26 protein-coding genes are annotated in these 26971 nt (G+C 63.6%); 15 read left to right on the top strand and 11 right to left on the bottom strand.

All coding sequences use genetic code 11. The annotated features are described in order from the left end of the window. The first annotated feature begins 3 nt into the window (after window positions 1–3). The 3 genes from xdhA to xdhC all read left to right on the top strand — a co-directional run bounded on the left by xdhA (window position 4) and on the right by xdhC (window position 4916). Window positions 4–1485 carry a xanthine dehydrogenase small subunit gene (xdhA, locus tag FJ527_RS03405; protein ID WP_140821680.1) on the top strand — a complete coding sequence of 494 codons (1482 nt, stop codon included), beginning with the start codon at window positions 4–6 and terminating at the stop codon, window positions 1483–1485. After that, a complete protein-coding gene (gene xdhB, locus FJ527_RS03400) occupies window positions 1485–3848 on the top strand; it encodes a xanthine dehydrogenase molybdopterin binding subunit (RefSeq protein ID WP_015314316.1) in 2364 nt (787 codons plus the stop codon). The genes xdhA and xdhB overlap by 1 nt, the downstream gene beginning before the upstream one ends. A 63-nt stretch (window positions 3849–3911) precedes the next feature. Next, a complete protein-coding gene (xdhC, locus tag FJ527_RS03395) occupies window positions 3912–4916 on the top strand; it encodes a xanthine dehydrogenase accessory protein XdhC (protein ID WP_140660077.1) in 1005 nt (334 codons plus the stop codon). A gap of 448 nt (window positions 4917–5364) precedes the next feature. On the opposite strand, the gene FJ527_RS03385 is transcribed toward xdhC, so the two are convergent. Continuing rightward, on the bottom strand, window positions 5365–6285 hold the full coding sequence (locus tag FJ527_RS03385) for a LysR family transcriptional regulator (protein WP_140615052.1): 921 nt from the start codon (window positions 6283–6285) through the stop codon (window positions 5365–5367). Between the two features lie 132 nt (window positions 6286–6417). Here FJ527_RS03385 and FJ527_RS03380 point away from each other — a divergent pair, with 132 nt between their 5' ends. From FJ527_RS03380 to FJ527_RS03360, 4 genes are all read left to right on the top strand, one after another. Next, complete coding sequence (locus FJ527_RS03380; protein WP_140821678.1) at window positions 6418–7635, top strand: urate hydroxylase PuuD; 1218 nt, start codon at window positions 6418–6420, stop codon at window positions 7633–7635. A gap of 2 nt (window positions 7636–7637) precedes the next feature. Next, window positions 7638–8951, top strand: a complete 1314-nt coding sequence (gene guaD / locus FJ527_RS03375) for a guanine deaminase (protein ID WP_140821676.1) — start codon at window positions 7638–7640, stop codon at window positions 8949–8951. A gap of 76 nt (window positions 8952–9027) precedes the next feature. Continuing rightward, the gene (locus FJ527_RS03370; protein WP_140821674.1) at window positions 9028–9534 is read left to right on the top strand and encodes a heme-degrading domain-containing protein; all 507 of its coding nucleotides are present in this window, start codon (window positions 9028–9030) and stop codon (window positions 9532–9534) included. A gap of 175 nt (window positions 9535–9709) precedes the next feature. Next, window positions 9710–10975 (top strand): glycerate kinase, encoded by a 1266-nt coding sequence (locus FJ527_RS03360; RefSeq protein WP_140821670.1) that lies wholly within the window; start codon window positions 9710–9712, stop codon window positions 10973–10975. 9 nt (window positions 10976–10984) lie between these two features. Here FJ527_RS03360 and FJ527_RS03355 read toward each other — a convergent pair whose 3' ends face one another. The 4 genes from FJ527_RS03355 to FJ527_RS03340 form a co-directional block, all read right to left on the bottom strand. Beyond that, window positions 10985–12454 (bottom strand): UdgX family uracil-DNA binding protein, encoded by a 1470-nt coding sequence (locus FJ527_RS03355; RefSeq protein ID WP_140821748.1) that lies wholly within the window; start codon window positions 12452–12454, stop codon window positions 10985–10987. 2 nt (window positions 12455–12456) lie between these two features. Beyond that, entirely contained in the window at window positions 12457–13692 is a 1236-nt protein-coding gene (locus FJ527_RS03350) for a putative DNA modification/repair radical SAM protein (protein WP_140821668.1), read from the bottom strand. An 84-nt stretch (window positions 13693–13776) separates the two neighbouring features. After that, the gene (locus FJ527_RS03345) at window positions 13777–15162 is read right to left on the bottom strand and encodes a glutamine synthetase family protein (RefSeq protein ID WP_140821666.1); all 1386 of its coding nucleotides are present in this window, start codon (window positions 15160–15162) and stop codon (window positions 13777–13779) included. Between the two features lie 32 nt (window positions 15163–15194). After that, entirely contained in the window at window positions 15195–16574 is a 1380-nt protein-coding gene (locus FJ527_RS03340) for an aspartate aminotransferase family protein (protein ID WP_140821664.1), read from the bottom strand. A gap of 156 nt (window positions 16575–16730) precedes the next feature. Here FJ527_RS03340 and FJ527_RS03335 point away from each other — a divergent pair, with 156 nt between their 5' ends. Next, window positions 16731–17183 carry a hypothetical protein gene (locus FJ527_RS03335; protein ID WP_140821662.1) on the top strand — a complete coding sequence of 151 codons (453 nt, stop codon included), beginning with the start codon at window positions 16731–16733 and terminating at the stop codon, window positions 17181–17183. Between the two features lie 13 nt (window positions 17184–17196). On the opposite strand, the gene FJ527_RS03330 is transcribed toward FJ527_RS03335, so the two are convergent. The 4 genes from FJ527_RS03330 to FJ527_RS03315 all read right to left on the bottom strand — a co-directional run bounded on the left by FJ527_RS03330 (window position 17197) and on the right by FJ527_RS03315 (window position 20191). Then, window positions 17197–18171, bottom strand: coding sequence for a WD40 repeat domain-containing protein (locus tag FJ527_RS03330; protein ID WP_015314302.1), 975 nt, complete (start codon window positions 18169–18171; stop codon window positions 17197–17199). A gap of 101 nt (window positions 18172–18272) precedes the next feature. Continuing rightward, the gene (locus FJ527_RS03325; RefSeq protein ID WP_140821660.1) at window positions 18273–18800 is read right to left on the bottom strand and encodes a GNAT family N-acetyltransferase; all 528 of its coding nucleotides are present in this window, start codon (window positions 18798–18800) and stop codon (window positions 18273–18275) included. Further along, window positions 18797–19075, bottom strand: coding sequence for a DUF1778 domain-containing protein (locus FJ527_RS03320; protein WP_023772395.1), 279 nt, complete (start codon window positions 19073–19075; stop codon window positions 18797–18799). Before FJ527_RS03320 ends, FJ527_RS03325 begins: the two co-directional genes overlap by 4 nt. 78 nt (window positions 19076–19153) lie before the next feature. After that, a complete protein-coding gene (locus tag FJ527_RS03315) occupies window positions 19154–20191 on the bottom strand; it encodes a GTP-binding protein (RefSeq protein ID WP_140615030.1) in 1038 nt (345 codons plus the stop codon). Between the two features lie 135 nt (window positions 20192–20326). On the opposite strand from FJ527_RS03315, the gene FJ527_RS03310 reads away from it, so the two are divergent. Then, entirely contained in the window at window positions 20327–20611 is a 285-nt protein-coding gene (locus FJ527_RS03310; protein ID WP_140615028.1) for a hypothetical protein, read from the top strand. 2 nt (window positions 20612–20613) lie between these two features. Continuing rightward, window positions 20614–21084, top strand: coding sequence for a MarR family transcriptional regulator (locus tag FJ527_RS03305; RefSeq protein WP_015314298.1), 471 nt, complete (start codon window positions 20614–20616; stop codon window positions 21082–21084). A gap of 12 nt (window positions 21085–21096) precedes the next feature. Here the strand turns inward: FJ527_RS03305 and FJ527_RS03300 are convergent, their stop codons facing one another. Beyond that, the gene (locus FJ527_RS03300; protein WP_140821658.1) at window positions 21097–21966 is read right to left on the bottom strand and encodes an AraC family transcriptional regulator; all 870 of its coding nucleotides are present in this window, start codon (window positions 21964–21966) and stop codon (window positions 21097–21099) included. A gap of 53 nt (window positions 21967–22019) precedes the next feature. Between FJ527_RS03300 and FJ527_RS03295 the strand changes: the two genes are divergently transcribed. The 5 genes from FJ527_RS03295 (at window position 22020) to FJ527_RS03275 (ending at window position 26052) form a co-directional block, all read left to right on the top strand. Further along, window positions 22020–22427, top strand: a complete 408-nt coding sequence (locus tag FJ527_RS03295) for a DUF2000 family protein (RefSeq protein ID WP_140821656.1) — start codon at window positions 22020–22022, stop codon at window positions 22425–22427. Between the two features lie 194 nt (window positions 22428–22621). Next, window positions 22622–23506, top strand: coding sequence for a DMT family transporter (locus tag FJ527_RS03290; protein WP_041163585.1), 885 nt, complete (start codon window positions 22622–22624; stop codon window positions 23504–23506). A 65-nt stretch (window positions 23507–23571) separates the two neighbouring features. Further along, window positions 23572–24594, top strand: coding sequence for a LacI family DNA-binding transcriptional regulator (locus FJ527_RS03285; RefSeq protein ID WP_140788605.1), 1023 nt, complete (start codon window positions 23572–23574; stop codon window positions 24592–24594). Next, window positions 24591–25574 (top strand): 2-hydroxyacid dehydrogenase, encoded by a 984-nt coding sequence (locus FJ527_RS03280; RefSeq protein WP_140821654.1) that lies wholly within the window; start codon window positions 24591–24593, stop codon window positions 25572–25574. The genes FJ527_RS03285 and FJ527_RS03280 overlap by 4 nt, the downstream gene beginning before the upstream one ends. A gap of 91 nt (window positions 25575–25665) precedes the next feature. Then, window positions 25666–26052, top strand: a complete 387-nt coding sequence (locus FJ527_RS03275; RefSeq protein WP_140821652.1) for a hypothetical protein — start codon at window positions 25666–25668, stop codon at window positions 26050–26052. On the opposite strand, the gene FJ527_RS03270 is transcribed toward FJ527_RS03275, so the two are convergent. Beyond that, window positions 26053–26826: a gamma-glutamyl-gamma-aminobutyrate hydrolase family protein gene (locus FJ527_RS03270; protein WP_041163249.1), complete on the bottom strand. Its 774-nt coding sequence runs from the start codon at window positions 26824–26826 to the stop codon at window positions 26053–26055. Window positions 26827–26971 lie beyond the last annotated feature (145 nt).

The raw sequence follows: 26971 nt of genomic DNA, 5'->3' as shown, positions 1-26971 counted from the left end.
GGCATGGCCAAGGTCAATATCCGCAGCGAAATCCGCTTCATTCTGAATGGCAGGGATGTCGCGCTGTCATCCGTGGCGCCTGACGCGACCCTGCTCGACTGGCTGCGGCTCGACCGTTCGCTACGCGGCACCAAGGAAGGCTGCGCCGAGGGCGATTGCGGCGCCTGCACGGTGCTGATCGGCAGACTTTCGGCCACCGGACTGGTCTATGAAAGCGTCAATGCCTGCATTCGCTTTCTGGGCTCGCTCGACGGCACCCATGTCGTGACGGTCGAGCACCTGCGCGGCGAAGCTGGCCAGTTGCATCCGGTCCAGCAGGCTATGGTTGATTTACATGGCTCGCAATGCGGCTTCTGCACGCCGGGTTTCGTCATGTCGCTCTACGGCTTGTGGATGAAGTCACCGGACCCTTCGGACGCCGCCATCGAAAAAGCTTTGCAAGGCAATCTCTGCCGCTGCACCGGCTATGAGGCGATCATGCGCGCCGCGCACGCCATATCGAGCTACGGCAAGGTGGCGAAGGACCCCTTGGCGGCGGAGCGCCGGGACGTCACCACACGGCTGCAGGCGTTGCACGATGGCGCCAGGGTCGAGATCGGCGCCGGCCGGACGCGGCTGGTTGTGCCGGCCGATGCCGACGATTTCGCGGCTGTTTTCGAAAAAGAGCCGACCGCCACCGTCGTAGCCGGTTCGACCGACGTTGGTCTGTGGGTGACCAAGCAGATGCGCGACATCTCGCCGGCGATCTTCATCGGCAATCTGCCGGGGCTTTGCACCGTCACGGAAGACAATGGTGTCATATCGATTGGCGCCGGCGTCACCTACACCGAAGCCTTTTCGACGCTGTCGAAACGCATCCCGGCATTGGGGCCGTTGTTCGACCGCATCGGCGGCGAACAGGTCCGCAACATGGGCACGATCGGTGGCAACGTCGCCAACGGCTCGCCGATAGGTGACACGCCGCCACCGTTCATCGCGCTCGGTGCACGGCTGACATTGCGCAGGGGCAAGACACGGCGCACGATCCCGTTGCAGGATTTCTTCATCGCCTATGGCAAGCAGGACCGCCAGCCAGGCGAGTTCGTCGAGGCCGTGCATGTGCCGGTGCCGGTAAAGGGGACAAAGTTCGCCGTCTACAAGGTCACCAAACGCCGCGACGAGGACATCAGCGCGACCCTTGGCGCCTTTTATCTGGCCTTGGCCAAGGACGGCACGGTAGCCGATATCCGCATCGCCTATGGCGGCATGGCGGCAACGCCGAAGCGGGCATCCTCTGTCGAAAAGGCGCTGCTCGGCAAGGCCTGGACCGAAGTGACGGTGGAAGCGGCTATGGCCTGCTATGCCAGCGATTTCACCCCGCTGACCGATATGCGCGCAACCGCCGAATACCGAGCTTTGGCGGCGAAGAACCTTCTGTTGCGCTTTTACGTGGAAACCACCGGCACCAAGGCGCCGTTCCAGGTATCACGCAGCGAGGCGGCCTGATGAACAAGCACGCACCATCAAACCTCAAGGCCGAGAAGATCGTCGGCGGCGTCGCCACCGACCAGCGGCACGATTCCGCCCACAAGCATGTCAGCGGCGGCGCCGTCTATATCGACGACATGCCGGAGCCGGCCGGCACGCTGCATGTCGGTCTTGGCCTGTCCAAGGTGGCCCATGGCGTTCTGAAGAGCGTCGATCTCTCGGCGGTGCGCGCGGCCCCTGGCGTCGTCGACGTGCTGACCTATGCCGACGTGCCGGGCGAGAACGATGTCTCGCCCAGCAACATGCATGACGATCCGGTGCTGGCGGAAGGCAAGGTGCAGTTCTTCGGGCAACCGATCTTCGCGGTCATTGCCGAGACGCGCGAGGCGGCGCGTCGCGCCGTGCGCCTGGCTGGGATCGAGTATGACGAGCTCCCTGCCCTCATCGACATATGGGACCTTGATCCGACCAGGGACAAGCAGGTCACGACGCCGCTGATCCTGAAGCGTGGCGATGCGGCCGCCGCAATCCAGGCAGCCCCCCGCCGCATCAAGAACCGCATGTGGCTTGGCGGCCAGGACCATTTCTATCTCGAAGGCCAGGTGTCGCTCGCCATCCCCGGCGAGGACGACGAGGTGACCGTCTACTGTTCGACGCAAGGGCCGAGCGAGACGCAGCATCTGGTCGCCCACACGCTCGGCGTGCCGAGCAACGCGGTGACGGTGGAGGTGCGCCGCATGGGCGGCGGCTTCGGCGGCAAGGAAACGCAGGCCAACCAGTGCGCCGCGATCGCCGCCATCGCCGCCAAGAAGCTGAAGCGGGCGGTCAAGGTCCGGCTCGACCGCGACGAGGACATGACCGCCACCGGCAAGCGGCACGATTTCGCCATCGACTACGAGGTCGGCTTCGACGACGAGGGCAACATCCTCGGCGTCGATTTCACCTATGCCTTGCGCTGCGGCTTTTCCGCCGACCTGTCCGGCCCGGTCGGCGACCGCGCGCTGTTCCACTGCGACAACGCGTATTTCTATCCCGCGGTGTTGGCCAAGTCGGCGCCGCTCTACACCAACACCGTCTCCAACACCGCCTTCCGCGGCTTCGGCGGCCCGCAAGGCATGATCGGCGCCGAGCGGGTCATCGACGAGGTCGCCTTCGCGGTCGGCAAGGATTCGCTCGAAATCCGCAAGCTGAATTTCTATGACTCGATGGAGGCGATCGGCGCGCGCTGCGTCACGCCCTATCACCAGAAGGTCGAGGACTGCATCATCCAGCGCATCGTGGCGGAACTGGAAGAGAGCGCCAGCTATGCGCGCCGCCGCCGCGAGATTTCCGCGTTCAACGCCAACAGCCGCTTCGTCAAGCGCGGCCTGGCGCTGACGCCGGTCAAGTTTGGCATCTCCTTCACCAAGACCGAGTCCAACCAGGCCGGGGCGCTGGTCCATGTCTATGCCGATGGTTCGGTGCACATGAACCATGGCGGCACCGAAATGGGGCAGGGCCTGCACCTCAAGGTGGCGCAGGTCGTGGCCGAGGAGTTCCAGATCGACCTCGACCGCGTGAAGATCACCGCCACCACAACCGCCAAGGTGCCCAACACCGCGCCGACGGCGGCGTCCTCGGGCGCCGACCTCAACGGCATGGCGGCGCAGAACGCGGCGCGCCAGATCCGCCAGCGGCTGACCGACTTCGCCGCCGAGAGATATCAGATACCTGTCGACCAGGTGGTGTTCCTGCCCAACCGGGTGCGCGTCGGCAACCAGGAAGTCAGCTTCAACGATTTGGTCAAGCAGGCCTACATCGCGCGTGTGCAGCTCTCGGCCGCCGGCTTCTACAAGACGCCGAAGATTCACTGGGACCGCGGCAAGGGCCAGGGCCACGCCTTCTACTACTATGCCTATGGCGCGGCCTGCGCCGAAGTGTCGGTCGACACGCTGACCGGCGAGTATGTCGTCGAGCGCGCCGATATCCTGCACGACTGTGGCCGTTCGCTGAATCGGGCCATCGACCTCGGCCAGGTCGAGGGCGGCTTCATCCAGGGCATGGGCTGGCTGACCACCGAGGAACTGTGGTGGGACGACAAGGGCCGGCTGCGCACCCATGCGCCCTCGACTTACAAGATCCCGCTGGCCTCGGACCGGCCGAAGATCTTCAACGTCGCGCTGACCGACTGGTCGCAGGCCTATGAGCCGACCATCCATCGCTCCAAGGCGGTCGGCGAGCCACCGCTGCCGCATGGCATGGCAGTGCTGCATGCGCTGTCGGATGCCGTGGCCAGCGTCGCCGACCACAAGATCTGCCCGCGCCTCGACGCGCCGGCGACCCCCGAACGCGTGCTGATGGCGATCGAGCGGTTGAAGAAAGAGGTCAAGGCTGGCGCCTGAAGGCCGGCAAACGTGCAATCCCAGCCGAAAAAGCCTATATTTTGCATTCGGGAACCGTGAACCATGAACTCGAACGTGCAAAGCTTGAAAACCTTTCTCGGCAGCGCCGCGCGACTTGCCCTGGTCGAAGTGGCCGGTACCAAGGGCTCGACGCCGCGTGAGAAGGGCGCTTTCATGCTTGTTTCGCCTGCGGCGATCTTTGGCACGATCGGCGGTGGTCAGCTCGAATACATGGCGATCGACAGAGCCAGGCAGATGCTCATCTCCCCCCTCGAGGGGGAGATGGCCGCGAAGCGGCCAGAGGGGGTCCTCGCAGGAGGCACCGCAAGGGGGTCGAGCACTGCCGCAACGACCCCACCCGGCGGCTTCGCCGCCACCCTCCCCTCGAGGGGGAGGGGAACCCGCATCGAAGTCGACGAAATCTGCGCCACGCTCGATGTGCCGCTTGGGCCGGAGATCGGCCAGTGCTGTGGCGGGCGCGTCGAGGTGCTGATCCGGCTGGTCGATGCAGCGCTGGCCGCCGAACTGGTTGCGGCGGCGGAAGCCGAGGAAGCCCATCTGCCGCACGTCTACATCTTCGGCGGCGGCCATGTCGGCCAGGCGCTCGCGTCTACGGTAGCGCTTCTTCCCGTGCACGGTGTCGTCATCGAGACGCGGGCCGAGGCGCTGGAAGGCATGCCGGAAACCGTCGAGACGCGGCTGACGCCGATGCCGGAAGCCGAGGTTCGCGCCGCCCCGGCCGGCACCGCCTTCGCCATCCTCACCCATGACCACGCGCTCGATTTCCTGATCGTCGCAGAGGCGCTGAGACGCGGCGACGCTGCCTATGTCGGCATGATCGGTTCGAAGACCAAGAAGGCGACATTCAGAAACTGGTTCCTGAAATCGGCGGACGGCACGGAGGCTGAATTTGGCCGGCTCGTCTCGCCGATCGGTGGCGACGCCGTCAAGGACAAGCGCCCGCAGGTGATCGCCGCACTGGCGGCCGCCGAGATCATGACGGCTCTAGTCGTGCACGGGGCGGCCTCAAGTTCCGACCGTCCCCATGACAGGGTGATGGCGAGTTAGACTTGCGCCGCCGCTAAGCCGGCCGTTTCAAGCCGAGATGTTCAGGCAGCGTGACCGCCGCTCTTGTCGAACAGTAGAGCATCCGCGTCCTGCCACAGGCCCTGCACGATGCCTGTGAATTCCTCCGCGCAGCGTCGAAAACCGTGTCCGAAAATCCTTCGGGCCTGCTGAAGTTGGTGGCCTCGCGCGGGTAGGGTCAGCGATGCGTTCCAGCCGGCACGGCCGTGGCTGATGACGTTGAGGGGACGCGAAGCGACGCGCCAGATTATAGGCTGATGCGCGAGGTCGAGGCGCCTCGGAATCGGCAACGATGACCCATCGGCTTTGCTCGTACCTCGACCAAGGTGCGGATTGCCCGGTCAAAACCGCGCAGGACGAAACTAAGTTCGTCCTGCAGCAGGACAAGCCCGGCGAATGGAAGCAGCCGGCGGTCACTTGCCGGCCTGTTCTACCGCCCGGCCAGGATGTCCTTGATCAGCCGCTGGCAGCGCTCCGCCATGAAGTCGAGCAGCAGGCGCACCTTGGGATCCTGCAGCTTCTTGTGCGGATATACGGCGGCGAATTGCACCGGCGTAGGCGGGGTGCTGGCGAGAATGACCTTCAGCCGCCGGTCGCGGATGAACGGCTCGACCTCGAAGCGCGGCTTGTTGATGATACCGCGTCCCGACAGAGCCCAACCGGTCAGCACGTCGCCGTCATCGGTGTCGTAGGGCCCGTGCACTTCGAATTTTTGCTGGCCGGCCGGCGTTTGCAAGGTCCAGACATATTCGCGTGCGCCGGAATAGCGCAGCATCAGGCAGTCATGTCTCCTGCCGATCAATTCCTGCGGATCCATGGGCTCGCCGCGTGCCTCAAGATATTTGGGTGCGGCGACCAACACACGTTCGCATTCCATGATGCCGCGCATCCGAAGGCTGGAGTCCTCGATGATGCCGAGCCGGAAGGCGACATCGATGCCCTCTTTCATGATGTCGACATTGTGGTCCGAGAGCCTGAGCCGCACCTCGATATCAGGGTATTTGTCGTGAAAATCGGGAATGCCCGAGGCCACCAGCCGCCGGCCGAGCCCAAGCGGCGCCGTCACCTTGATGGTGCCGCGCGGCTGGCCGGACAGTGCCGAGACGGCCGCCTCCGCTTCAGTGATCGCCTCCAGAACCTGCTTCGCGCCCGAGTAGAACACGGTGCCGTGCTCGGTCGGCATCAACTGCCGTGTCGTGCGGTTGAACAGCCGGACGCCGAGATGCTTCTCCAGTTCCTTGATACGGTTCGAGGCGACCGCCGGCGAAATGCGCATGTCGCGCCCGGCCGCCGACAGATTGCCGAGCTCGACGACGCGGACGAAGACGGCGATGTTGTCGAGATAGGCCATGCGGAGCACCTTCGCCGGTTTGCAGGGATCAACCTAGTATTTTCCAATTTTTTTTGAAAGTCATCGCACACCTCGCCTCTTTCCGTTTACGCGCCACACCGTAAAGTCGCGTCATCGGCAGGGACGACTTCAATGATGGATTTCGCGATTTTCTGGGACTGGCTGAGCTTCGCCGTGCGCTGGCTGCACGTCGTCACCGGCATCGCCTGGATCGGCTCGTCCTTCTATTTCGTCGCGCTCGATCTGGGCCTGCGCCAGCGACCAGGCATGCCCGTCGGCGCCTTCGGCGAGGAATGGCAGGTGCATGGCGGTGGCTTCTACCACATCCATAAATATCTGGTGGCGCCGGCCGAGATGCCCGAGCATCTGACCTGGTTCAAGTGGGAATCCTACGCCACCTGGCTGTCCGGTTTCGCCATGCTGTGCGTGGTTTATTACGCCGGAGCGGACCTGTTCCTGATCGATCCCAATGTGCTGCCGATGTCGGTGCCAATAGGCATCCTGCTGTCGATGGCGACGATCGGCGTCGGCTGGGTGGTCTATGATCTCCTGTGCCGCTCGCCGCTCGGCAAAAGCGACACCGGCCTGATGCTGGTTCTCTATTGCGTGCTGGTGTTCATCGCCTGGGGACTGACGCATCTGTTCACCGGCCGCGCCGCCTTCCTGCATCTTGGCGCCATCACCGCGACGATCATGTCGGCCAATGTCTTCATGGTCATCATTCCGAACCAGAAGATCGTCGTCGCCGACCTCATCGCAGGACGCAAGCCGGATCCGAAGTACGGCAAGATCGCCAAGCAGCGTTCGCTCCATAACAACTATCTGACGCTGCCCGTGCTGTTCCTGATGCTGTCGAACCACTATCCGCTGGCGTTCGGGACGCAGTTCAACTGGGTCATCGCCTCGCTGGTGTTCATCATCGGTGTCTTGATCCGCCACTATTTCAACAGCGTGCACAAACGTGCCGGCAACCCGCACTGGACCTGGCTGGGCGCCCTTGTCCTGTTCCTCATCATCATCTGGCTGTCGACCGTGCCGAAGGTGCTGACCGGTGAACCCAAGGTTTCCGCCTCGGCGCAAGTCTATATCGCTTCGGCGCATTTCCCGGCGGTGCGCGACACCGTGCTTGGCCGCTGCTCGATGTGCCATGCCGCGGAGCCGGTCTACGAGGGCATCTACCACGCGCCCAAGGGGGTGATGCTGGATACGGACGCGGGCATTGCCGATCATGCCCGCGAGATTTACCTGCAGGCAGGCCGCAGCCACGCCATGCCGCCCGCCAATGTCACAGAGATCACCGACAAGGAGCGGGCGCTGCTGGTCGCCTGGTTCGAAGGCGCGGGGAAATAAGCATGACCTCGACACTTCTGCGCGGCCGCACGCTGTCCTTCGTGCGCTGGCCGCAAGCCATCGACGACCACTCCGCCTGGCGCTACGAAGAAGATGGCGGCCTGCTGATAAGCGACGGCAGGATCGTTGCATCGGGCGCCTACGCCGATGTCGAGAAACAGGCGGGCGAGGGGACAAAAAAGATCGATCACCGGCCGCATCTGTTGCTGCCGGGCTTCATCGATGCCCATGTGCATTTCCCGCAGATGCAGATCATCGCTTCCTATGGCGCCGAACTGCTCGACTGGCTGAACACCTACACCTTTCCAGAGGAAACAAAATTCGCCAACGCGCAGCATGGCCGCCGCATCGCGCGCCTGTTCCTTGATGAGACGGTGCGCCATGGCACGACGACGGTCGCCGCTTACTGTTCGGTGCATAGGGCGTCGGCGGAAGCCTTCTTCGCCGAGTCGCACGCGCGCGACATGCTCAACATCGCCGGCAAGGTGATGATGGACCGCAATGCGCCCGAAGGCGTACTCGACACGCCGCAATCCGGCTATGACGACACCAAGGCGCTGATCGCCGAGTGGCACGGCAAGGGCCGCCAGCTTTATGCCATCACGCCACGCTTTGCCATCACCTCCTCACCGGAGCAGATGGAGATGGCCGGCGCGCTGTGCCGCGAACATCCCGACCTGCACATGCAGACGCATCTGTCGGAAAACCACGCCGAGATCGCCTTCACGCAACAGCTCTACCCCTGGTCGCGCGACTACACCGATGTGTACGAACATTACGGGCTGCTTGGCAAAAAGAGCCTGTTCGGTCATTGCATTCATTTGTCGGAGCGTGAGGCGGACGCGCTGTCGGACAGCGGTTCGGTGGCGGTATTCTGCCCAACCTCCAACCTGTTCCTCGGCTCCGGCCTGTTCGACTATCAGCGCTTTCGCTGCCGCGACAAGCCATTGCGCATCGCGACCGCCACCGATGTCGGCGGCGGCACCAACTATTCGATGCTGCGTACCATGGACGAGGGCTACAAGGTGATCGCGCTCAATGGTGAGAAGCTCAACCCGTTCCAGTCATTCTGGCAGATCACGCGTGGCAACGCCGAGGCGCTGTCGGTGGCGGACAGGATCGGCACGCTGGAGGATGGCACCGACGCCGATATCGTCGTGCTCGATGCCAGGGCGACGCCGGCGATGCGGCTCAGGATGGAAACGGTCGAGACGCTGGCGCAGGAACTGTTCCTGCTGCAGACGCTGGGAGACGACCGCGCGGTGCGCGAGGTCTATGTCGCGGGGCGGCCTGCCAAGAGCGACATCGCAATTTAGCGCTGCGGCGTGTTCCCCGCTTGACCCGGCGGCAGCCATCGGTCAAAGCGTGCGGCGAAGTTGACAGGGGAACGACATGGCCGTTGCTGACGACATCGCTCTGATCAAGAGACAGGAAGAGACGCTTGTCTTCACGGCCTTCGACGAGGCTGTCGCCTTCGAGATCGGTTCGGCCATCCGCGACCGGGCGCTCCGGGAAGACTTGCCCATCATCGTCGACATCAGGACCTTCGACCGGCCGCTGTTCTATGCCGCGATGCCGGGCTCGAACGCTTCCAATCCCGACTGGGCACGGCGCAAAATCAATGTCGTGAAGCGCTATCTCAGAAGCACTTACCGGCTGGTGCTGGAGCAGCAGCGCCCCGACCGCACCTTCAAGATCGGCGAGGGGCTCGATATTGCTGACTATGTGTTGGCCGGCGGCGGCTTTCCGGTTGCGGTCAAGGGCGTCGGTGTTATCGGCGTGATCGCGGTCTCTGGCCTGCCTGAGCGCCAGGATCATGGCGTGGTGGTCGATGCGCTGTGCGATCATCTGGGCATCGATGCAGGCAAGCTTGCTCTGCCGCCGGAAGAAAAATCGTGACGTCAGCGCTGCCCCTCACCCTCACCCTCTCCCCGTATAGAGACGGGGAGAGGGGCGTACCAACGCTGGAGCGCTTCCCTTCTCCCCGTCACTATACGGGGAGAAGGTGCCGGCAGGCGGATGAGGGGCGGGGCCAGCCTTGCGGCTATTCGCAAATCGCCGATGGCAGCCAAAGATGACCGTGCTCGATCCCAAATCCTTCCTCATCTCCATCTTCGACGCCGCCGTCTCGGCCGCCGATCCGGAAAAGACCATTCGCGATCATTTGCCGGCAAAGCCGAAGGGCCGCACCATCGTCATCGGTGCCGGCAAGGGCTCGGCGCAGATGGCGGCGGCCTTCGAGAAGGTCTGGGAGGGGACGATCGAGGGCCTGGTCGTCACCCGCTACGGCTATGGCGCCAAATGCGAACGCATCGAGATTATCGAGGCCGCACACCCGGTGCCGGACGCCGCCGGGCTCGAGGCCTCGCGGCGCCTGCTGGAGAAGGTGCGAGGGCTGACAGCGGACGATCTGGTCGTGGCGCTGATTTCCGGCGGCGGTTCGGCGCTGCTGCCGTCTCCGGCCGCCGGCCTGACGCTGGCCGACGAGATCGCCGTCAACGAGGCGCTGCTTGCCTCCGGCGCGCCGATCGCGGCGATGAATACCATCCGCAAACACCTCTCCACCATCAAAGGCGGCCGGCTGGCTGCCGCGGCCTGGCCGGCCAAGGTGGTGTCGCTGGTGGTTTCCGACATCCCCGGCGACAATCCGGCCCTTGTCGCGTCCGGCCCAACCGTTCCCGATGTCGGCAGCCGTGAGAATGCCCTGGCTTCGATATCAGCCTATGGCATGAAACTACCGGACGCGGTGATGGCGCATCTCCAGTCGCCGGCGGCCGACGCACCAGATCCCGGCGATCAGCGCTTTGCGCGCAACGAGGTGCATCTGATCGCATCGGCCGGCGTGTCGCTGGAAGCGGCAGCGGTGGAAGCGAGGCGGCAAGGCATCGAAGCCGTCATCCTCTCCGATGCCATCGAAGGCGAAGCACGCGAGGTCGGCGGCGTCCACGCGGCAATCGCCCGCGAAGTGGCAACGCGCAACCGGCCCTTCCAAAAGCCGGTTCTGATCCTGTCGGGCGGGGAGACCACCGTGACGTTGCGGGCCAAAGGCAAGGGTGGCCGCAACTCGGAATTCCTGCTTGCCTTCGCCATCGGCATCAACGGCATGCAAGGCATTCACGCTCTTGCCGCAGATACCGACGGCATCGACGGCTCGGAAGACAATGCCGGCGCCTTCGCCGACGGCTCGACCGTTTCGCGCATGCGCGCGGCGGGTGTGGATGCCAAGGCGATGCTGGCCGGAAACAATGCCTGGACGGCCTTCAATGCCGTTGGCGATCTCTTCGTGCCCGGCCCGACCGGCACGAACGTGAACGATCTCAGGGCAATTCTCGTTCGCTAAACCGGCAGATCAAGCTGCCATCAGCTTCTTCACCTGCTTCATATCCTGCAAAAACCGCTCGCGTTCGGCTTCTTTGTCGGCGTGATCCCGAATGCGCAGGATGAAGGACGGATGGATGGTGAGGAAGACACGCAAACCATCCACGCGTTCGATCACCTGGCCCCGCATCTTGGTCACCGGGACCGCCTTGCCAAGCAGGGATAGCGCCGCCGTGGCACCGAGCGCCACGGCGAGATTCGGCTTGATCAGGTCAAACTCGTGGTCTAGCCACCAGCGGCAGGCTTGAACCTCGCCGACATTCGGCTTGGAGTGGATGCGGCGTTTTCCGCGCGGTTCGAATTTGAAGTGCTTGACCGCGTTGGTGACGTAGACCTTCAGCCGGTCGACCCCGGCATCGTCCAATATGGCATCGAAAACCTTGCCCGCCGGGCCGACGAACGGCTGGCCGGCGAGGTCTTCCTGGTCGCCCGGCTGTTCGCCGACGAAAATCACCTTGGCGTTGTCAGGCCCTTCGCCGAATACGGTCTGCGTCGCATCGCGCCAAAGCGGACAGCGGCGGCATCCCTTGGCGGCCTCGCGCAATTCGGAAACCGTGTGCGCGGCATCGTCCTCAGGCGCTTCGGTAGGCTCATGCTTAGGCCAGTGCCTCGCCTGCACCTTGGCGTGGTGCGGCGCGGGCGTTGTCGGCATCTTCGCAATCATATCCCTGGCGGCCTCGTCCGCTCCTGCGATCAAGTCAGGAATGAGCGAGGCCTCGGGAAGGTTCCGCCAATATTTCTTCGGCATCTCCTTTTGCATGGCCTTCACCTTGAGGCGTGCCGGATTGAAGATGTTCTCGAAATAAGTCCTCCACAGCGTCTCGGTATCGTCCTTGTCTGGCGCATCGCCCTTGGCCGCGCCCGGCCCGATCGCCAGCCTCTCGCCATCCCAATCGGCGGACGCGTAAGGCGTCAGGATCGTCCAGCGCATGCCGGTAAAACGCCTGACGAAGAAATCCGCATTGCGCTCGACGATGAAATGGTCGGGTTCGAACCAGGCGACATAGCGTTCATCCTCGCCGTCGCCGATCTTCCGGAAGCGGACGAAGGCGTGCATCTTGTGGCTGTCGCGCCGCACCGATTTTTCCATGGCTTCAAGCCGTTTGGTGTAGGGATCCGATGCGATCGCCAGCAATTTGGGCTCGGTGCGCAGCCGCCGCAGCAGCCTGTAGAGAAAGGCGAAACGTCCGGGATCGGAATGGCAGAAGGCGGTCTCGGCTTGGCCGATGAAATCGCGTGGCACAATGAGCTCAGCGCCCTGCGGCACGTCAGGCAAGTCGCTTGGCGGCCGGTCGAGACCGGCTACGACATGCCAGCTGATGTCCTCGGGTCTGACCTCATTCAACGCCAGCCGCCGAGCCGCGTCGCGCCAGCCTGTGAAATCGGTCTGGCTTTCAAGCCAAACGGTGTGGCGGGTGAGGTCGAGCTCGGCCGGCCGCATCGTCAAAACAGCGCCAGTTGTTCGCAGGATTGCACGATCTTGCCGCGCAGTCCGGGCTTGTCTGTGAGCGCGCCTGGCGACCAGCCTTCGGCGATGATGAAGGGCCTGAGCTTGGCGATCGAATGGCAGAGCCGGCCGACATCCTCGAGCCGCAGTCGCCGGTAGCGGCGGGTTTCGAGGATTTTCGCGACAACCTTAGTTCCCAGGCCAGGCACGCGCAGCAGCGCTTCGCGGTCGGCGCGGTTGACGTCGACGGGGAACCGTCCCCGGTTGCGCAGCGCCCAGGCAAGTTTCGGATCGATGGCGAGATCGAGCATGCCATCGCTGCTGCCGGCCAGGATTTCAGGCTGCGAAAATCCGTAGAAGCGCATCAGCCAGTCGGCTTGGTAGAGCCGGTGTTCGCGCATCAGCGGCGGCTTCCGCAGCGGCAGCGATGACGAGGAATCGGGGATAGGACTGAAGGCCGAATAATAGACGCGCCGCAAATGGTAGCTGCCATAAAGCCGGGCGCTGGCGTGCAGGATGCCGTCGTCGGAGGTCTTGTCCGCGCCAATGATCATCTGCGTCGACTGGCCACCCGGGGCGAAGCGTTCGCGCTTTTTGGTCCGCAATGTCGGCTCGGCTTTTTCCTCCATCTTCCGACGCAAATTGGCCATGGAAAGCCGGATTGTCTCCGGCCTCTTTTCCGGCGCCAGCTTCTTCACGCCCTCGTCGGTGGGCAATTCGACATTGATCGACAGGCGGTCGGCATAGAGCCCGGCTTTTTCGATCAGTTCCGCCGAACTCTCGGGGATGGTTTTGAGATGGATATAGCCGGAGAATTTTTCATCCAGCCGCAGCCGCCGCGCCACCTCGACCATCTCGCCCATGGTCTCGTCAGGCGAACGGATGACGCCCGAGGACAGGAAAAGCCCTTCGATATAATTGCGCCGGTAGAAATCCATGGTCAGCTTCACCACCTCGTCGATGCCGAAGCGGGCGCGCCGGACATTCGAGGACGAGCGGTTGATGCAATAGCTGCAGTCGTAGATGCAGAAATTGGTCAGCAGGATTTTCAACAGCGAGATGCAGCGGCCGTCCGGCGCGTAGGAATGGCAGATGCCCATGCCTTCGGTGGAGCCGATGCCGCCGGATTTCAAAGAGTCCTTTTTCGCCGCGCCCGATGAGGCGCAGGAGGCGTCGTATTTGGCGGCGTCGGACAGGATTGCCAGTTTCTCACGAACAGGGAGTGCGCTCATTTGTTCATGATATGTTCTAGTAGGCCAATGCGCCATCTCATTTGATGATGCCGGCGAAAAAGTGATCGCCGCCGGTCTCCCGCATCAGACTTCGTGCAGATAGAGATGATAGTCCAGCTCGCTCACTGTGCGCGCCACGCGCAGGTACTCGGACTGCTTGATCGCCACAAAGGTGCGGTGCAGGTCCTCGCCGAGCGCGCCCTTCAGGAAGCTGGACGCCTTGGCCGCTTCGATGGCGGCCCGCCAATCGGCCGGCATCGTCGTGCGGGTGACGGCAGCTTCATAGCCATTGCCGGTCGTTTCGGGGCCGGGATCAAGCCCTTCGTCGAGGCCTTTGACGATGCCGGCAAGCACCGTCGCGGCAATCAGATACGGATTGGCGTCGACGCCTGATGGACGATGCTCGATGCGCCGGTTCTTCGCATCGCCGGCTGGCACGCGCAACGCCACCGAGCGGTTGTTGACGCCCCAGCTCGGCGCCACCGGCGCATAGGATTGCGAGACGAAGCGCCGCCAGGAATTGGCATGCGGCGCAAACACCAGCATTGATTCCGCCATGGTCTGGATCAGCCCGCCGAGGCCACGCAGCAGCGGCAGCGACCAGCTCTCGCCGGCGGCTTCCGCAAAGACGTTTCGGCCGCCCTTGTCCTGCAGCGAGACATGGAAATGCATACCGGAGCCGGCATATTTCTCGATCGGCTTGGCCATGAAGCAGGCGGTAACACCATGGCGGCGCGCCTGCGCCCGCACCAGCCGCTTCAGCATGACCAGGTCGTCGGCTGCCCGTATCACGTCCTTGCGGTAATTCAGCGTCAGTTCGTACTGGCCGGGCGCATATTCGGAAATCACCGTCTCGGCCGGAATGCCTTGCGCCTTGGCGGCGGCGTAGATGTCGGAGAACAACGGCTCCATACCGTGCAGATGGTCGACTGAATAAACTTCGGTCTTGCCCGAGACGCGGCCATCGAGCACCGCGCGCGCCGGCTGCACCTTGCCGTCGGCGTCGCGCTCATTGGCCAGCAGAAAAAACTCGAGCTCGAAGGCACCGGCGGGATAGAGTCCCTTGGCCGCCAATATGCCGACCTGCCGGGCAAGCGCCAGCCGCGGATCCGACGACATTGGCTGGCCGTCGAGATGATACATCGCCATCAGCAGTTGGCCGCGCGGTGGCTTCGTGCCGTAAAGCGGCACCAGCGTGCCCGGAATCGGCCAGGCCCTCAGATCGCCGTCGCCGCTGTCCCAGATCAGCCCGGTTTCGTGCACATCCTCGCCGGTGATGTCGAGGCCGAGAATGGAGATCGGCATATGCCGGCCGCCCTCGAAAATGCTTTTCAGCTCATGCTTGCGCACGATCTTGCCGCGCCCCACACCATTGGCGTCGGTCAGCACGATATCGAAGGCCTCGATCTCGGGATGGGCGTCGAGGAAGGCTTGCGCCTCGGTGGGCGTCGAGCCCGAAGGTGAGGTCATGATCGCACTCAAGTTTGGCTTGGGCGCTTGTCTCACGCCGCAAGCTTTGCCGCAACCGCGCCGAACGCGGCGATCAGCCGGTTGACCTGGGTGCCTGACGTTGCCGGCGAGATCAGCATCATGTTGTGGAACGGTGCGATCAGCACGCCGCGATTGACCAGCGCGACATGGATGGCAGCCTCCAGTTCCGGCGCATGCGCAACGTCCGCCTCGGCACCGTTGCGCAGCGGGCCGGGCGCGCAGATGAACTCGACGCGTGCCCCGACGCGGGAGACATGCCAGGGCAGATTGTAACGATCGATCACGCCGTTCAGCCCGGCATCGAGCCGCCGCGCCAAATGATCCATGTGGTCGTAATTCTCTTGCGTCATCACCTCCTCGAGCGTGGCGCGCATGGCGGCGAACTGCAGCGGGTTGGCCGACAGCGTCGTGCCCATGCCGGAATATCCCGGCTCTTTCGTTCTGTTATAGTCGGCATAGTGCGAGGCGACCTCCTCGCTCATGCCCCAGACGCTCGCCGGAACGCCGCCGGCAATCGGCTTGCCCAGCACGAACAAGTCGGGCTCCAGCCCGTATTTACTTGTGTAACCACCGGGACCGGTCGAGATCGTATGCGTCTCGTCGATCAAGAGCAGGGTGCCGGCTTCACGCGTCAATTTTCGCAGCGCATCATGGTAGCCAGGGTCGGCAAGTACCATGCAGGAATTGGTCAGCACCGGCTCGGCGATGACGCAGGCAACGTCCCTGTCCTTCAATGCGGCCTCGAGAGCGGCGACATCGTTGAATTCGATGACCTTGGCCGTGCGGGTCAGGTCGCGGAATTCGCCCGCCAGTCCCGGCCGGTTGACGGGCTTGCCGTCGATCAGCCGCACCATCGTCTCGTCCACCGAGCCGTGATAGCAGCCGTTGAAGACCAGGATCTTCTCCCTGGAGGTGACGGCGCGGGCGACGCGCAGCGCAAAGCGATTGGCGTCGGTCGCCGTGGTCGCGACCTGCCAGAACGGCAGGCCGAAGCGCTGCTGCAGCAGCGGCCCGATGGCCAGCGCATCCTCGGAAGGCAGCATATAGGTCAGGCCGCGCCCGGCCTGGCGGCGAATGGCGCGCGCCACCGGCGGAGGCGAGTGGCCAAACATCGAACCGGTGTCGCCGAGGCAGAAATCGTCGAGCTTGTTGCCGTCCATGTCGGTGATCGTGGCGCCTCGGGCGCTGTCGACCAGGATCGGAAACGGTGTCGGCCAATCGTTCATCCAGTGCATCGGCACGCCGCCGAAGAAGCCGGGCAGGCCGTTGCCGACCTTGGTTTGTGATCTCGGCCGCGCCTCGCGAAAGGCTGCCCCTTCCGTCTCGCGCAATTGCGCGATGCGGTCGCGGCTGATCCCGCCGATGGTCTTTGAACTGTCGCTGCCGTGCATGAAAATCCCTCTGGCTCATTCCTACTTACCCAATCCACCTCCGCAACGGCAATTGGCCGTGCGTCCGTTCTGCATTGGCGCAGCCGCCAGCGGCGGCGCTTGACCCCGCTTGCGAAGTCGGCGCCAATGCTGTCGGCAACGAGGAGCGGGGAAAGAATGCGGACGATCATCTGCGTGACGATGCTCTTCCTGTCGGCCGGTACGGCGTTCGCGACCGGCGGTATCTGGTGCACCGTCGATGATCCACAGGTCAAATTCCAGGTTGATGCCGGCGTCACCACGGGCATGGGCGGCCCGACTTTCAATTTCCGCGGCGACCTCGAAATCAAGGCAAGGCCCACGGGTGATCCATTGCGCAAGACGGTGTTAGAGGATGCGAACCTCACCCAGTATTGGCTCGACGACAAGGAACTGCGGCTGAACATCTACCACGAGCAGGAGGTCGCCAAGGTCTACAGTTCGGTCGAATTGACGATCCTGACCAGGGCCAGCGACGAGGGCGTCTATGATGGAGGCTACAAGCTCGCGGTGTATGACGGCACGGCCGACAAGGAAAGCGACGGCAAGCCCGTCGATCTGACCGGCAAGGTCTCCTGCGGGGCCGAGTGATCGGCCATCCCGGCTAGGCCGTGATGTCGATGACGCCACAGTCGCCGGCGGCGCTGCCGAAGGCGACGCGGCGTTCTTCCCTGTCCCACATCATCGTGGTGATGGCGCCCTTGCCCGGTCGCCGCAAAAGCACTTCCTTGGCGTCGGAAAAGCGCACGGCCATTACCATGCCGTCGTCGTAACCGACTGCGACGACGTCCTGGCTCGGATGGCAGGCGACCGCCGTCACCATGGCATTGCCGCGCGTGCCGAGCTCCAGCGGCGCCTTACCCATCGGGCCGTCCTTGCCCGAAAACGGCCAGACGATCGCCGCCGGCGCGCCGGAACTGGCCAGCCACTTGCCTTTCACGCTCCATGACAGGCTCTTGACCTTGCCGGGATAGCCGCTCATGCGCATGTGCTTGCCGTCGGCCAGCTTCCAGCCATGCAGGGCGTTTTCCTGCATGGTGGTGACCAGAAAGGCGCCGTCCGGCGAGAAGGTGATGCCGGTGTGCGCGCCCGCCCATTCCAGTTCCACCGGCTTGCCCTCGGCGGCGGGGAAATGCAGCGTCGCGCCATTGTAGCGGGCGACGCCGAAGCGCATGCCCTTGGGCGAGAAGGCCAGCCCCTCGACCGAGCGCGGATGGGCAAATTCCCGGGTCTTGCCATCGGCGAAGCGCACGAAGGCGGTCTTGCCCGTGGCATAGGCGATGGCTCCTTGCGGCCCGGCGGCAACGCTGGTGATCCATTTTTTTCCCGCGTTCGCCACCTCCTGGGTCTCGCCGCCGGCTTTCACGGCAAAAACCTTGCCGTCCTCGCCGCCGGTGATCAGCCGGTCGTTGGCCGCGTCATGGAAGGCGGCAAGCAGCCCGTCATTGGCCTGCACCGTCTTGTGGCCATTGTCGAGCCGATGGACAGCACCATCGGCCAGCGCGAAATGCGGCACGTCGCCGAGGAAGACGGCGGCGACGCAATGGCCTTCGAGATCAAGCGGGGCAACTGTGGGCATGGGTTATCTTTGTTCGACTGGATTAGAATTGTAGAGGCGGCTTACTCGACGTTTGCGGTTCCGACAACCATCGGGATTGGCAAGTGATGAAGGGGCAGGCGTCAAAGCAGCCCCTTGGCTCGTAGATCCGCAGCGAATGCTGCCAACGGCATCACCAGAGTCAAATCCGATCCTGTGAGACGCTCGGCGCCGTAGCTTGCATACCACTTTGCCGCCCGCTCGCTCTTGGCGTCGATGATGAGCAGAATGCCGCCCCCTTCTCCCGCAAGCCGCAGGCAGCGCAATGCCGCCGCGGCAAGCAACTGACCTCCGAGGCCTTGCCCGGCGACGGTGCGATCGGCGGCAAGACGGCCAAGCTTGAAGCCGGAAACTTCGTGTCGTGCCAAGCCTCTCGTCAGGGCTGCGGGAACGACTTCATGAGCGACGGCGGACGGCGCGATCGTATAAAAACCGAGTACACGTTCCGAAGCTGTATCGCCGATCGCGCAGAAGGTCTTGGCCGCATTCTGATCATGACTCTGTCGCGCGAACCGCTGCAGAAATTCGTTCATCTGCAGGTCGCCACAATCGAAGGACGTTCGATCGTGGCGTTTTGCTATTGGCTCCTCGTGCCAGGACGGAAGAGTCACAAAGTGTCCGGCAAGGCCGCAATCGCCGCCTTGAGCCTGGCGTTGGGTTTTGGCGGGTGTTCCAGCAGGTCCAGGATGCGCTTAAAGTCGCGGTCGGACACCTTCGTCACTTCAGCCGCATCAATCACCGCCTGCGCCGCAGGCACGATCTTATCGAGGATGAAGTCTGCCATGTCTTTGTGCGAGAGCGCAGCGGCGCGCGCGATCATCGCCTTCTCCGCAGGGGGAATGCGGATTTGGTAGCGCTCGGTCTTGTTGTCCGCAGGTCTAGGCATGGTCATTCCTCATCGCGATACGTACACATGATATGTGTACGTATCGCACAATTCAAGCTTTGAATCGTGTGGCTGAACCTAGGCCTGGCAGGCGTCAAAGCTCTTCTTCAGCCGTTCAGCGTCGAGTTCGCGGCCGATGAACACCAGCCGGCTTTCGTGCTTTTCGCCGTCCTTCCAGGCGCGCTGGTGGTCGCCCTCGATGATCATGTGCACGCCTTGGATGACATAGCGCTCGTCATCGCCCTTGAGCGCGATGATGCCTTTCAGCCGCAGGATGTTGGGGCCTTCCATCTGGGTGACCTTCTCGATCCACGGGAAGAATTTCTTCGGGTCCATCTCGCCGCCGCGCAGTGACACCGACTGCACCGTCACATCATGGATGTCGGACGGATGAGCGTGATGGTGGTGGTCGTGCCCATCGTGGTCGTGGTGATCATGATCGTGGTGATCGTGTTCATCATGCGCTTCGAGGAAATGCGGATCGTTCTCCAGCGCCCTGGACAGGTCGAAGGCGCCACGGTCGAGCACTTCCGACAGGGCGACGCCGGCGCGCGTCGTGCGGTGAATTTTGGCGGCCGGGTTGATGGCGCGGATCGTCGCCTCGACCTTGGCGAGTTCTTCCGGGGTGACGAGGTCGGTCTTGTTGAGCACGACGACGTCGGCGAAGGCGATCTGGTCCTCGGCTTCCTTGGAATCCTTGAGCCTGAGCGGCAGGTGCTTGGCGTCGACCAGGGCCACCACGGCATCGAGCTTGGTCTTGGAGCGCACGTCGTCGTCCATGAAGAAGGTCTGCGCCACCGGCACAGGATCGGCGAGACCCGTGGTCTCGACGACGATGGCGTCGAAGCGGCCGGGCCGCCGCATCAGGCCCTCGACGACACGGATCAGGTCGCCGCGCACCGTGCAGCAGACGCAGCCATTGTTCATCTCGTAGATCTCCTCGTCTGATTCCACGATCAGGTCGTTGTCGATGCCGATCTCGCCGAATTCGTTGACGATGACGGCGTAGCGCCTGCCGTGGTTTTCCGACAGGATGCGGTTGAGCAGCGTCGTCTTGCCGGCGCCGAGATAGCCGGTGAGGACGGTTACGGGGATCTGTGTCTGCGCTTCGCTCATGGCTTGCCTCGAAATGACTAGGCCCTGAAATTCAGGCCGCGAAAAGGGATTGTCGGTTCCATATAGGATGTGCGCCGGGCTTTTGCACGGGGCAAACCATGGGCCAAAGCTGCCGACCGGGATTGTCCCGGCATCATGGCCGCGGAAGCGGCCGCCGTCCCCGGCGACGGAATGATCAACGGGCCTCTTGCCAGGGCTGTCCGGTCGTCGGATCGCATTCACGCAGTGGTCGCTCCGAATTCCCTTCACCCGAAACTCGTTTGTCATCTAACTGAAATAAACATCTGGCATCACCACGGCGGACACCGCGAATGCTTGCCGGCAAAGCTGTTTCGGATGCCGGAATCTTTTTCGATCGTCGATTGCCAACCGGCCGGCTGCGTCTATGCTGTGCGCACCGGTACGGCCGAAGAGGGATGACCATGGCCAAGGCGGACAAGACTGCAACGATGAGCCGGCTGCATTCTGCGGCAAGGCTGGCAAGGACCGCGTTGGCCGCGCGGCTCCTGGCGCATGGCTTTTACGCCGGCCAGGACCAGATCATGCTGGCGCTGGACCGTGAGGACGGCCAGACGCCGGGCAATCTCGCCGGTCGTCTCGGCGTGCGTCCACCGACCATCACCAAGACCATCAACCGGCTGCAGGCACAGGGTTTTCTGGAGAAACGCGCGTCGGACTCCGATGCCCGCCAGGCCCATATCTTCCTCACCGATACCGGCCGTGAAACCATCCGCGCCATTGAGAAATCGGTGAAGAAGACCGAAAAGCAGGCGCTTAAGGGCCTCGACAAGAAGGACCAGAAGGCGCTGTTCAAGCTGCTCGCCCGCATCGAGGCCAACCTCTCCAACGAGGAACTGGTGCTGATCGACGATGACGCCGAGTCGGATGACTGATCTCTCCGGCCGTCAGGCTGCCGCGGTATTTCCGTGGATCAAGGACGACCAACGGCCCGGCGTCATGCCGAACGCTTTCTTGAATTGCCTGTTGAAGTGGCTCTGGTCGCTGAAGCCGGCCTCGATCGCGATCTGTGCCAAGGGCACGCCGGCGGCGATCATCCTGCGCGCGCGCTGAAGCCGGCGCATTACCAGGAAACGATGCGGGCTGGTCGAGAAGGCCGCGCGGAAATGTCTCGACAGGGCATAGCGGTCGAGTCCCGTGACGGCTTCCAACTCACCCGAACGCACGGGCCGGTCGAGGTTTTCCGTGAGATACTCACCCGCCAGTGTCGCCGCCCGCCACGCCGCCCCGGCTATTGGCTTTGCCGGCTTGCCGGCATGCCGGTTCAGACTTTGCATCAGTCGCGCCAGGAAGTCGTCGACGAACAGCTCGTCGAGTTCCTGCTCCAACGGCCCGAGCGCCGACAGCAGGGTCGCGCAGAAGGCCTCGTCCGTCACCACGCCGTCCCTGACGAAGGGCAGCGCCGTGCCGCCGAGACAGTCGAGCATCAGTGACGGCTCAAGATAGAGCATCCTGTAGCGCAGGCCTTCTTCCGTGCCGGCGCCGCCATCGTGCAACTCGTCCGGATGCAGCACGATGACCTGGCCGGGCAGGCTCAGCCGTGCCGCGCCGCGATAGCGGAAGGTCTGCACGCCGCGCAGCGTCACCCCGATCGCGTAGGTGTCGTGGCGATGCGGATCGAAGGCGCTGCCGTGAAACCGCGCCTCGATGCGCTCCATCCCCGCGGGGTCGCGAGCGGAGATGATGCAGTTTTCAGCGGCATCGGCGCACAAACGTCCAAGACCCTCGAAGGCCTGACGGTCTAGATCGAACGACATCGTCTCCTTCAGCCTCGCTACACGGGGCCTAACCTTGAATGGCTTGTTTTCTCATGTTCGATACGAAATTTGCAATCGTACTGCGGCAAGACCTGGCCGTCTGGCAGAAACTCAACGTCACCGCCTTCCTGACCAGCGGCATTGTCGCGCAATTCCCCGACATCATCGGCGAGCCCTATCGCGACCGCGCCGGCAATCTCTACAATCCCCTGTCGATCCAGCCGGTCATCGTGCTCTCGGCCGACCAGGCAACGATGAGTGCGATCCATCGGCGTGCGCTGGAACGCGGCGTCACCACCTCGCTCTATGTCGAGGAGATGTTCTCGACCGGCTTCGATGCCGCCAACCGCGCCGTCTTTGCCGAGTTCGCGCCCGAAGATGCCAAGGTGGTCGGCATAGCGCTGCGTGCCGAGAAGAAGGTGGTCGACAAGATAACCAAGAGCGCCCGCATGCACGCGTAGCGCCCGAAGGCTAAGCCTGACGCCGACTGTTGTTGTACCAGCGAGCTTAGGCGCGGCTGCGGGCGACAATTGGCTTGCCGGCAAGCCGCAATTCCCGCAAAGGTGGGGTTCCAGCCCAGCTTTTCCCCGGCCTGCACGTGAATCCTTCCCAAAGACATGTCGAAAGCGCGACGCCGCCGGTGGCGATCCTGTGCATGCTGACCACCTATGTCTTCTTCACCTTCCTCGACACCAGCAGCAAATATCTCGTCCTGGCCGGCGTCTCCGTCCTGATCGTCGCCTGGGTCCGCTTTGCCGTGCATGTCGTGCTGGTTGGAGCGCTGCTGCGTGGCTGGCGCGAACCGAGGCGATTTCGGCCGGTCAACCTGCCGGCGCATGTGATGCGCGGCGCGTTCCTGTTCGGCTCGACCATGTTCAATGTCCTGGCGCTGCGCTCCCTGCAACTGGCCGAGACGACCTCGATCTATTTCTTCGGGCCGATGGTGATCACCGCCCTTGCCGGGCCGCTGCTCGGCGAATGGGCCGGATGGCGGCGCTGGCTGGCTATCCTGGCCGCTTTCGCCGGGGTCCTGATCATCACGCGGCCCGGTGTCGGCGTTTTCGGCATCGGACATCTCTTCGCGCTCGGCTCGATGCTGTCGAACTGCTTCTATGTCATCATGACGCGCCGCATGTCGGCGACCGAGACTCCGGAGAGCCTGATCTTGTTCTCGGCGTTGGCGCCGACGGTCCTGCTGCTGCCCTTGCTGCCGTTTTCATTTTCCCTGCCGCATGATGGCTGGCACTGGTCCGTGCTGCTCATGCTTGGCGTGTTCGGCGGTGTCGGCCACTGGTTGCTGGTCCAGGCCTATCGGCTGGCGACGACCACAGCGCTCGCGCCATATCCCTATTCGCAAATGGTGTGGATGATCATTTCGGGCTGGCTTGTCTTCAAGCAGTTCCCCGACCGCTGGACGCTGGTCGGCGCCGCCATCATCGTCGCCAGCGGCCTCTACATCGTCCATCGCGAACATCGGCTCAGGCTGCGCAGCCGTGCGGCCTCGGATGTCGAGGCCGAGGCGCTGGCAAAAAAACTTTGATTTGGCCCGGATCGATGGCATAAGGCCGCCCTTAAACAGTTTAAAAAAAGACGGGGAGCGAAAGGCTGGCACAGAAGATCAAGCTGTCGACGATCGCGGATGCGCTCGGCGTGTCCACGGCCACCGTATCCTTGGCACTGCGCGACAGCCCGCTGGTTGCCGGCTCGACGCGCGACCGCATCAAGGAACATGCGCGCGCCATCGGCTATATCTACAACCGCCGCGCCGCCAGCCTGCGCACCTCGCGCTCGGGCATTGTCGGTGTCGTCGTCCACGACATCATGAACCCGTTCTTCGCCGAGATTCTGCGCTCGATCGAGAGTGAGCTCGACCGCAGCCGGCAGACCTTCATCCTGTCCAATCACTACGATCAGCTCGAAAAACAGCGCACCTTCATCGATACATTGCTGCAGCTCGGCGCCGATGGCGTCATCATGTCGCCGGCTATCGGCACGCCGGCGTCCGATATCGTCATGGCCGAGGAGAATGGGCTGCCGGCGGTGCTGATCGCACGCACCGTCGAGGGCGCCGACGTACCGGTGTTTCGCGGCGACGATGCCTATGGCACGGGCCTCGCCACCAACCATCTGATCTCGCTCGGCCACAAGCGCATCGCCATGATCGGCGGCACCGACCAGACCTCGACCGGCCGCGATCGCTACCAAGGCTATGTGAACGCCATGGAGGCAGCCGGACTCGACGTCAGGCCGTCCTGGCGCATATCAGGCCCGCGCACCAAGCAGGCCGGTTTCGAGGCCGCCGGGCAGTTTCTGGCGCTGAAGGACAGGCCGACCGCGGCCTGCTGCTGGAACGACCTCGTCGCCATCGGCCTGATGAACGGCATTGCGCGTGCCGGCCTTGTGCCGGGCGTCGACATCTCCGTCACCGGCTATGATGACCTCGAAGAGGCGGCGATAGCCACGCCGGCGCTGACCACCGTCTGGAACGGCCAGCGCGAGGTCGGCCGCCGCGCCGCCAGTGCGCTGCTCGACAAGCTCAACGGGCAGACGGTGCGGCCCTCGCAGGAATTGATCAAGCCGGAACTGCATGTGCGCCAGTCGACCGGCAAGCCGGTGGAGCGTGCATGACCAAGGCCGAACAATTGGGAGCCGTTGCCATTCTGGTGCCGGCCGATTTCAGCGACCACGCCGTCGCGCGTATCGACCGGACGTTCAATCGCATCGGCATCGAGCGCGCCGATCCCGCGCTGGTCACCGACGAGATGCGCCGCGCGGTGCGTGGCATCGCATCCTTTGCCGGCATCAGTGCGGCGATGATCGATGCGTTGCCGAAGCTCGAACTCATAGCCTCGTTCGGCGTCGGCTACGATTCGGTCGATGTCGGCCATGCGGCGGCGAAGAACATCATGGTCACCAACACGCCCGACGTGCTGACCGAAGAGGTCGCCGACACCGCGATCGGGCTGCTGATCAACACGGTGCGCGATCTGCCGCGTGCCGAAACCTGGCTGCGTGACGGCAGCTGGGCGAAGAAGGGCAACTATCCGCTGAGCCGGCTGACCTTGCGCGCGCGCCGCGTCGGTATTTTCGGCATGGGCCGCATCGGACAGGCCATTGCACGGCGGCTGGAGGCCTTCGGCCTGCCGATCGCCTATCACAACCGGCGCCGGGTCGAAGGCCTGTCCTACCAATACCATGACACGCTGAAGGGCTTGGCCGAGGAAGTCGACACGCTGATTTCGGTGGCGCCCGGCGGTGCTTCGACACAGAAAGCGGTCAATGCCGCGATCCTGTCGGCGCTCGGCGCGAACGGCGTCTTCGTCAACATCGGCCGCGGCAGTACCGTCGACGAGGCGGCCCTTGCGGCCGCTCTCGCCGACGGCACCATCGCCGCGGCCGGGCTCGATGTCTTCGCCGACGAGCCGAATGTCCCCAAAGCGTTGCTCGACTTACCAAACGCCTCTCTGTTGCCGCATGTCGGCTCGGCCTCGGAGCATACACGCCGCGCCATGGCCGATCTGTGCGTCGACAATCTGGTGTCGTGGTTCAGCGACCGCAGGCCGCTGACACCAGTGCCCGAGACGGCGCATGTGAAGGCTCGCCCTTGAGCGGTGGCACTGCCACACTTATTAACGTCCGCTTAACCCTTTGAAATCATTCTTCATCCTGTGTGCTGGATGAGGGAAAACGCTTTTCGCATTGATCGGTGCAGCCGCGCTGTTTGGCGGCGTTCAGCTGTTTCATGACGGCAGCGGGGAAAGCATTGCCAATGAGGCCACGCCTTCCAATGCCTACAGACTGATTGCCAATGGCGACGAAGGCGCATGCGCGGTCACGCGCGGCGCCTCGGTCTCGGATGGCCTGTCGCTGCTGACGGTGGCGCCGAATTGCCGAGGGCTCCTGCCGGGCCTCGAGCGGGCTAAATTCTGGCGCGAGCAAAACGACGGAACCGTTGCCTTCAGCGCCAACGGCATCGATCCGATCGTCACCTTTGCCGTGGCTGATGGCGATGGCTACGAATCCTACGCGCCGGCCCTGCCGTTGCTGTCGCTGGCATCAGACGGTGGGCTGAAACCTGGAAACTGACTACTCCGCCGCCGCCCGCGCGCCGGCTTTCGCGGCGGCATGCAGGCGCACCGCATCGCCGAAAGCGCGAAAAATCTTGGCGGAATTGCTGTCCGACTTGACCCAGTATTCGGGATGCCACTGGACGCCGACGGCGAAGGCGCGGGCACCCTTGACTGAAACCGCTTCGACCGTGCCGTCGGTGGCGACAGCCTCGATCTCGAGCTTCGATCCCAGTCGGTCAATCGCCTGGCGATGCAAGGAATTGACCTTGATGTCGCCGGCGCCGAACACGCCTGCCAGGCAACTGCCTGGCTTGATCGAAATGGTCTGGTGAATGGCGAAGCGCTCATCCTGTTTGTCGCTCACCGCCGCACGGTGGTCCAGCGACCCCTCGCGCTCCTGGATCTCGGTCCCCAGTGTGCCGCCGAGCGCCACGTTCAATTCCTGGATGCCGCGGCAGATGGCAAGCAGCGGCACGCCGCGCTCGATCGCCTTGCGGATCAGCGGCAGCGTCGTAGCGTCGCGCGCGGTGTCATAAGGGCCGTTCGCTTCGCTGGCATCGCCGCCATAGAGCGAGGGGTCGACGTTGGATTTCGAGCCCGTCAGCATGACGCCGTCGACCGACGACAGAAGTTCGTCGAAGTCCAGCCGGTCGCCGAACGATGGCACGAGCAGTGGGAAAACGCCGGCACCTACGATTGCTGCTTCCAGATATTGTTGGGGGGCGGCATGCCAGGTGTAGTTGTCGAACTGACGGACGTCGGTCGATATGGCGACGAGCGGCTGCTGCATTTTGGGTCTGTCTTCCATCTGGCAAGGGATATCCTGCCTTTAAAATAAGCGATCCCCGGCCATTTTTCCAGCCAAGTCTCAGCGTGTCGCATGGGCCACGAAACCGCCTGTTAGACTATAGTTGCAGGGTCGCATGGCTTCGCAT

The sequence above is a fragment of the Mesorhizobium sp. B2-4-18 genome, from assembly GCF_006441385.1.
GTDB classification, from domain to species: domain Bacteria; phylum Pseudomonadota; class Alphaproteobacteria; order Rhizobiales; family Rhizobiaceae; genus Mesorhizobium; species Mesorhizobium australicum.
The sequence above is the reverse complement of the archived record's forward strand: the minus strand, read 5'-3'. Positions and strand labels throughout refer to the sequence as shown.